Source organism: Sphingorhabdus sp. (assembly GCF_044357595.1).
Lineage (GTDB): Bacteria > Pseudomonadota > Alphaproteobacteria > Sphingomonadales > Sphingomonadaceae > Sphingorhabdus_B.
The window spans coordinates 1-6,923 of the sequence record NZ_JBIKPH010000128.1 but is presented as its reverse complement, the minus strand read 5'-3'; the positions used below and the strand labels follow the sequence as shown (position 1 = coordinate 6,923).

The 6,923-nt window shown below is 54.4% G+C and carries 5 protein-coding genes; 3 read left to right on the top strand and 2 right to left on the bottom strand.

Annotated elements, in window-relative coordinates:
• Both ACIQ2T_RS11060 and ACIQ2T_RS11055 read right to left on the bottom strand, forming a co-directional pair.
• Positions 1-2,087, bottom strand: a 2,087-nt coding sequence (locus tag ACIQ2T_RS11060) for a ribonuclease E/G (RefSeq protein WP_397590855.1), incomplete at its 3' end; no start/stop codon positions are given.
• 33 nt (positions 2,088-2,120) lie between these two features.
• On the bottom strand, positions 2,121-2,312 hold the full coding sequence (locus tag ACIQ2T_RS11055; RefSeq protein ID WP_397590854.1) for a hypothetical protein: 192 nt from the start codon (positions 2,310-2,312) through the stop codon (positions 2,121-2,123).
• Positions 2,313-2,615: 303 nt separating this feature from the next.
• On the opposite strand from ACIQ2T_RS11055, the gene ACIQ2T_RS11050 reads away from it, so the two are divergent.
• From ACIQ2T_RS11050 to ACIQ2T_RS11040, 3 genes are all read left to right on the top strand, one after another.
• Positions 2,616-3,830 (top strand): N-acetylmuramoyl-L-alanine amidase, encoded by a 1,215-nt coding sequence (locus ACIQ2T_RS11050; protein ID WP_397590853.1) that lies wholly within the window; start codon positions 2,616-2,618, stop codon positions 3,828-3,830.
• Positions 3,831-3,911: 81 nt separating this feature from the next.
• Positions 3,912-6,425: a penicillin-binding protein 1A gene (locus ACIQ2T_RS11045; RefSeq protein WP_397590852.1), complete on the top strand. Its 2,514-nt coding sequence runs from the start codon at positions 3,912-3,914 to the stop codon at positions 6,423-6,425.
• Between the two features lie 119 nt (positions 6,426-6,544).
• A partial coding sequence (locus ACIQ2T_RS11040) for a PCRF domain-containing protein (protein ID WP_397590851.1) occupies positions 6,545-6,923 on the top strand: 379 nt, incomplete at its 3' end.

Below are 6,923 nucleotides of genomic sequence, written 5' to 3'. Positions count from 1 at the left end.
GCAACTGCATCTTCGCCTTCAGGCCGTCCATCACGCTCGCGTCCCTTGCCACCACGGCGGCCACGGCGACGCTTGCGCTTGCGACCTTCGCCGCCTTCACCTTCTTCGCGTGGACGCTCCTCGCGGGCGCGGCGCGGTTCGCGGGCAGTTTCTTCGACTTCTTCAATTTCGTCGTCGAAATCGTCGATTTCATCTTCGATATCGTCATCGTCGAGATCAATAATAGGCGGCAATTCGACAGGGCGCTCTGGACGTGGGCCGGAGCTTGAAACCGCAAGCTTTGCGCCTTCGGTCTCGCCATTGGGGACGATCAGAACGCGGACATGGTATCGATCTTCAATCGCTGCGAGTTCTGCACGTTTGTTGTTGAGGCAATATATTGTTGCCTCTTGGCTAGCTTGCAGAACGATCTGGCTGCCATTACCCTTTGCGGCTTCTTCTTCGATAAGCCGTAATGCGGACAACGCGGCGGACGATGCTGTGCGCACAAGACCAGTGCCCTCGCAATGTGGACATTCGCGGGTTGATGCTTCAAGCACACCAGTGCGTAGACGCTGCCGGCTCATTTCCATGAGGCCAAAGCTGGAAATGCGGCCGACCTGAATACGGGCGCGGTCGTGCTTCAACGCTTCTTTCATTGCACGCTCGACTTTACGCGCGTTTGAATGATGCTCCATGTCGATAAAGTCGATGACAACAAGGCCAGCCATGTCACGCAAACGTAGTTGGCGGGCAATCTCGCGCGCGGCTTCTAAGTTTGTCGAAAGCGCCGTCTGTTCAATACCATGTTCTTTGGTCGAACGGCCTGAGTTGATGTCGATTGATACCAACGCTTCGGTCGGGTTGATGACAATATAGCCACCTGATTTCAACTGGACAATCGGCTGATACATAGCATTCAGCTGATCCTCAACATGGTAGCGCTGGAACAACGGAACCGGATCGGCATAATGCTGCACACGCTTGGCGTGGCTTGGCATCAGTAATCTCATGAAGTCTTTCGCGGCCTTGTAACCATCAGGCCCTTCAACAAAGACTTCGTCAATATCTTTGTTATAGATATCGCGGATAGCGCGTTTGATGAGGTCGCTGTCGGTGTGGATCAGCATTGGCGCGGCACCGCGAAGCGTACGCTCCCGTATTTCGTCCCAAAGACGCGCCAAATAATCAAAGTCACGCTTGATCTCAGGTTTCGTTCGGGCAAGCCCAGCGGTCCGGATGATGCAGCCCATAGTATTGGGCAATGTGAGGTCCGAAATAATGGACTTCAAACGCTTTCGGTCGGCAGCGCTGTGGATTTTTCGGCTAATACCACCACCATGCGACGTGTTAGGCATCAATACGCAATAACGGCCTGCAAGACTCAAATAGGTTGTGAGCGCAGCGCCCTTATTGCCGCGTTCTTCTTTGACAACCTGAACCAGCAAAACCTGACGACGATGAATAACGTCCTGGATCTTGTAACGGCGGCGCAAGTTCATGCGTTTTGCGCGCACCTCGTCGCTTGCCTTTGGTGCGCGGCTTTCGCCGTTGCGGCCCCCGCGTCCACGGCGGCGGCGGTTATTGCGACCATTGTCGCCGCCATTATCGCCACCTTCGTTTTCGTCTAAATCATCACCATTGCTATTCAGGTTGGGTTCTTCACCTTCTGTCATGTCTATGGTATCGACGCTGTCGTCGCTGTCGACTTCGATAAAATCGTTTACATCATCGTCGCGTTCGGCAGAGCCCTGCATGATGTCGGAGGGCTCATCGCTTTCCTCTTCTTCCTGCTCACGCAAAGCAGCTTCTTCAGCAGCAGCCTCTGCTTCCTCAGCCAACAACCGGTCACGGTCTTCCCTTGGGATTTGATAATAATCAGGGTGGATTTCGGCAAAAGCCAAGAACCCATGACGGTTGCCGCCATAATCGACAAAAGCCGCCTGAAGCGACGGTTCAACCCTGGTTACTTTTGCGAGGTAGATATTGCCTTTGAGCTGCTTGTGCTCGGCCGATTCAAAATCAAATTCCTCAATCTGGTTTCCTGTGACGACTGCGACCCGGGTTTCCTCCCGGTGACGCGCGTCGATAAGCATACGCGTTGTCATGTAATTTACTCCAGCGAGGCTGGCGCCCGGTTGTCAGCCAAAGGCCGCTCGCTTCATTGTTGATGCATTGCCAGGCAGGACGCACAGCGTTCCTGTCGGCAAAGCGATATGGTGGAAATGAAAGAATTGCGTCTGCTGCTTGTGCATGGCGGGCGTGTATCGCGCGCGCTTGATTTCCAACCGATGCGCCATGCCCAGTATGGGCGGCGGTGGTGGAAATATCATGCCTCATGTAGCGTCAACCTGTTAAAATGCCGAACGGAAATTACTGTTCGGCGGACTGTCGGGGCATTCGAAAAAAGCCCAGTTTGCAACAGTTAGCACTCCCGCCTGTTGTCGGCAAGGGCATCCCGCGAATTAGCTGCTTATTACGGCTATTGTTGCCGGTCTTGAAGTGTTTAACCTGTTAGTAACCATTTCTGTTCACCATGACTTATGCTCGGATATCTAAGTGCGTTGGGGTTAAGAGGATGGAGCAGCTGTGTGGATCGAATAAACTTCTGGACTACTAATTTTACGAGGTCATACATGCGAGGCATGATTTCTGCCATGCTTTTTGCTGCATTCCCTATTTACGCGTCGCCGGCGATGGGAGGGACGGTTCAGAAAATATCCGCGCACGACGGCACTGTGATTGTTCAATTTGACGGCGTTGTCGACAGGGCGGACGTATTTACTCTCGCGGCACCTGACCGCATTGCCATTGACGTATCTGGCGCGACGGCAGGTCAATCTGCATTTGCAGGGGGCTCGGTTCAAAACATCAGGCAGAGACAGTTTAGCGCCGACACGGCGCGGATCGTCTTGGATCTCGCCGAACCCGCTGTTGTCACTAACGGCAATTTTTCCGCCGACGGAAAAAGCCTGCGCCTTAGCCTGCGGCCAGTGCCGCTGGCCGAGTTTTCCGGGACCGTCGCGCGCGGTAAAACCCAGATTATCCCTCCCGTCGCATTTCGCGCCGATCCGCCGAAGCGTCGGTACGAGGTTACTGCACCCATTCGTGTAAATGTTGGCAAGGGCCTGCCACTGGTGAGTGGGCCGGCGGATGACAGCCTACCATTGGTGGTTATAGATGCAGGCCATGGCGGTCATGACCCGGGTGCTATCAGTCCGCATGGCGGGCAGTTGGAAAAGGACGTGACGCTCGCCATTGCAAAGTCGGTCCGAGACGAAATGCTAAAAAGTGGACGCGTCCGTGTGGCCCTGACGCGCGACACGGACAAGTTTATAGTGCTGCAAGATCGCTTCCAACTGGCGCGCAAGTTGCGTGCCGACCTGTTTATATCGATCCATGCTGATAGCGCGGAAAGCCCAGAAGCAACGGGAGGGACGGTGTACACCCTGTCGGAAGTCGCTTCTGACCGGGAAGCGCAGCGGCTTGCAGCGCGTGAAAACAAGGCCAACATTATTAACGGAGTTAATCTAGGCGGTGCCGACGCCAACGTCTCGTCGATCCTGATTGACCTTACCCAGCGCGAAACAATGAATGTCTCTGCGGACTTTGCAAAACTGTTGTTGCGTGAGGCAATGCCCAACATGCGTATTCGCGGCAATTCGCATCGGTTTGCTTCGTTTATTGTCTTAAAGGCACCGGATACCCCCTCCGTGCTCTTTGAAACCGGCTATCTAAGTAACGAAGCCGATGTCACTTTCTCGGCTTCCCAAAGTGGGCAGGGCAAAGTGGCACGGGCGCTTGCCAATGCCATTCAAGTTCACTTTGCACGGCGGATTGCTGTGCGTTAACGGTTAGTAGAAGCATTTTTGCATCCATTTACTGATGAACTTTCTGGACCTGTTCGGCAAATCGGCTAGATAGTACCCGCGATGGATATAGTGCCCCCTCCTGCCGAAGTGCCAAATACGGTCAGTTACAGGCTGAAACGCGACGCCGAAGAATTTATCGAGCGTTGGCGCGGCTGGTGGCAAAGCAAGCGCTTTCGTTTGGCTACCTATTCGGTCGGCGCGCTTGTGGTCCTCTTCATTATATTCTGGGCGCTATTCGCGCGGAATCTTCCCGATGCGGAAGCGCTCATTGAATATGAGTCGCCTTTGCCCACCGTGGTACGTGACGTTAACGGAGAACCATTTCACAGCTACGCCCGAGAACGCCGGGTCCAGTTGGAATATGCCGATTTCCCGAAGACTTTGGTGCACGCGTATCTTGCAGCCGAAGACAAAACATTCTTCAGCCATGGCGGGATTGATTATCCCGGTATCGCGTCGGCCATTTTCGACAATATGTTTAGCAGTAAGCGATCGCGTGGCGCGTCCACCATCACGCAGCAGGTTGCGAAAAACCTGCTTTTGACGAATGAATATAGCTACACCCGCAAAGTCAAAGAAGCGATTTTGGCAAAGCGGATCGAAAACGCGCTCACCAAACAGCAAATCCTGTCGCTGTACCTTAACGAAATTGCGCTTGGACGTCAGTCATTCGGTGTCGAAGCTGCAGCGCAGGCCTATTTCGGCAAAAGCGTTAACCAGCTCCAATTGCATGAAATGGCATTTTTAGCCATTCTTCCCAAAGCGCCCGAGCGTTACGGACGTGCTAAAAATGCGGATGCTGCGATAGCGCGCCGCAACTGGGTTCTTGGTGAAATGCGCGCGAATGAATGGATTACCGAGGCGCAGCTTTTGGCTGCGCGCGCCCAACCCCTTGGCCTAGTGACGCAACGTGGCACGGGATATAAAAACGTCGGCGGTTATTTCGCAGAAGAGGTGCGCCGCCAACTCATCGAAAAATTTGGTGAAACCGATGCTGCTGGTCCTTACAGCGTTTATTCCGGCGGTCTTTGGGTCCGGTCATCAATGAACCCGGAATATCAACTTCTTGCCACCCAAGCGTTGCGCGATGGGTTGTTGCGCTACAACGCCGGTAAGGCGTGGAAAGCCAATCTTGGTAAAATTGATGTGAAAGATGATAATTGGGCAGCACGCTTTGCATCGAGCAACATTGGGATCGATTATGCAAACTGGCGCGCAGGCGTTGCCCTTGGCAAAGGTCGCGTCGGGTTTGCCGATGGCACCGTGGCCAAGCTGGATGGAGGTCCTGCCGCAATGAAAGCGGGCGATGTCATTGCGGTTGCGCCCAATGGCATCAACAGTTTTGCGGTCCGCAGCGTGCCTGAAGTCGGCGGCGGCATGGTTGTGCAAAATCCGCACAATGGCCGCGTGCTTGCTATACAAGGCGGTTTTGACAACCGTATTTCAAGCTTCAACCGCGCGACACAGGCGCAGCGTCAGCCTGGGTCTACGATCAAGCCCTTTGTCTACGCCGCCGCGCTGGATAATGGCATGACGCCCACATCGATCATCGTCGATGGTCCGTATTGCGTATGGCAGGGTGCCAATTTGGGCCAGAAATGCTTCCGCAATTTCGACGGTGGCGGGGCAGGGCCAAAAACCATGCGCTGGGGCTTGGAACAATCACGCAACCTGATGACTGTGCGTGCTGCTACCGAAGCTGGTATGGACAATGTCACGGATACGTTCCGGGCAATGTCGATCGGCGATTATCCTGACTATCTCGCTTATGCACTTGGCGCCGGCGACACTACTGTGCTGAAAATGGTCAATGCTTATTCAATGCTCGTCAATCAAGGTCGCGAGCTTAAGCCAACGCTGATTGATTTTGCACAAAACCGAAAGGGCAAGGTAATCTGGCCAAGCAAATGGGCCCCATGCAAGGGTTGCCGTTCGGCGGATTGGAATGGCAAGCCCATGCCGCGATTTGCCGCGGCTGGTAAGCAGGTGATGGACCCCATCACCGCCTATCAAGTCGTGCACATGCTTGAAGGTGTCATTGAACGCGGAACAGCCGTGACGTTGCGTGAACTAAACCGGCCGTTATTTGGTAAGACGGGTACGACTACTGGGCCAACAAATGTTTGGTTCATTGGCGGATCGCCGCATCTTGTTGCTGGACTGTATTTGGGCTTTGACCAGCCACGCAATTTGGGCGGCTATGCGCAGGGTAGTTCAGTTGCTGCGCCGATCTTTAAACAATTTGCGCGCGCGGCGATGGCTGATATGCCAAAAATGCCCTTCATTGCGCCCGCTGGAACGCGGCTGGTGCGTGTGGACCGTAAGAGCGGTAAGCGCGTTTATGGCGCTTGGCCGGGCAACGACCCTCAGAACGCCGTGATATGGGAAGCGTTCAAGGCAGAAACTGAACCTAAGCGTTCTATCCGTCAGGAAGAATTGGCTGCGGGTGGTGAGAAACCAAAGAAAGAGACTGAAACTCAGTCAAACACGGCCGGCGCAGTAAATGCGCCAAGTGCAAGTGTCGGCACCAAACGCGATCGAGAATTTATCCAGCAAGAAGGCGGGATTTATTAGCATTTGCGGATAGCGACTTTTTGTAAGGCGGCATGCATACTTTGGCATCGCTACCTTTGACTTGAGCGCCCAATCCGCTAAAGGCCGCGGCTGACCTTTTCATTCCCTTGGAGTTTCTTATGCGCGCCGACGCAGAAGGCTATGTTGCCCGCATTGATGCTGCCCTCAACCTCGTCAAGATGTCGCTTGATTGGGACCGTGCATTGCGCCGTCTGGACGAGTTGAACGCAAAGGTTGAGGACCCGACCTTGTGGGACAACCCTAAGGCCGCTGAAGAAGTTATGCGCGAACGCCGGCGTTTGGACGCGGCCATTGGCACTGTGCGGGAAATCGATGCGGATAAGGCAGGGACGGTTGAACTGATCGAGCTTGCCGAAATGGAAGGCGATGCCGAGCTTGGTGACGAAGGCGCTGCGTCGTTAAAAGCGCTGGCCGACCGTGCCGATCGCGACAAGGTTGCAGCTCTGCTTTCCGGCGAAGCCGATAGCAACGACACTT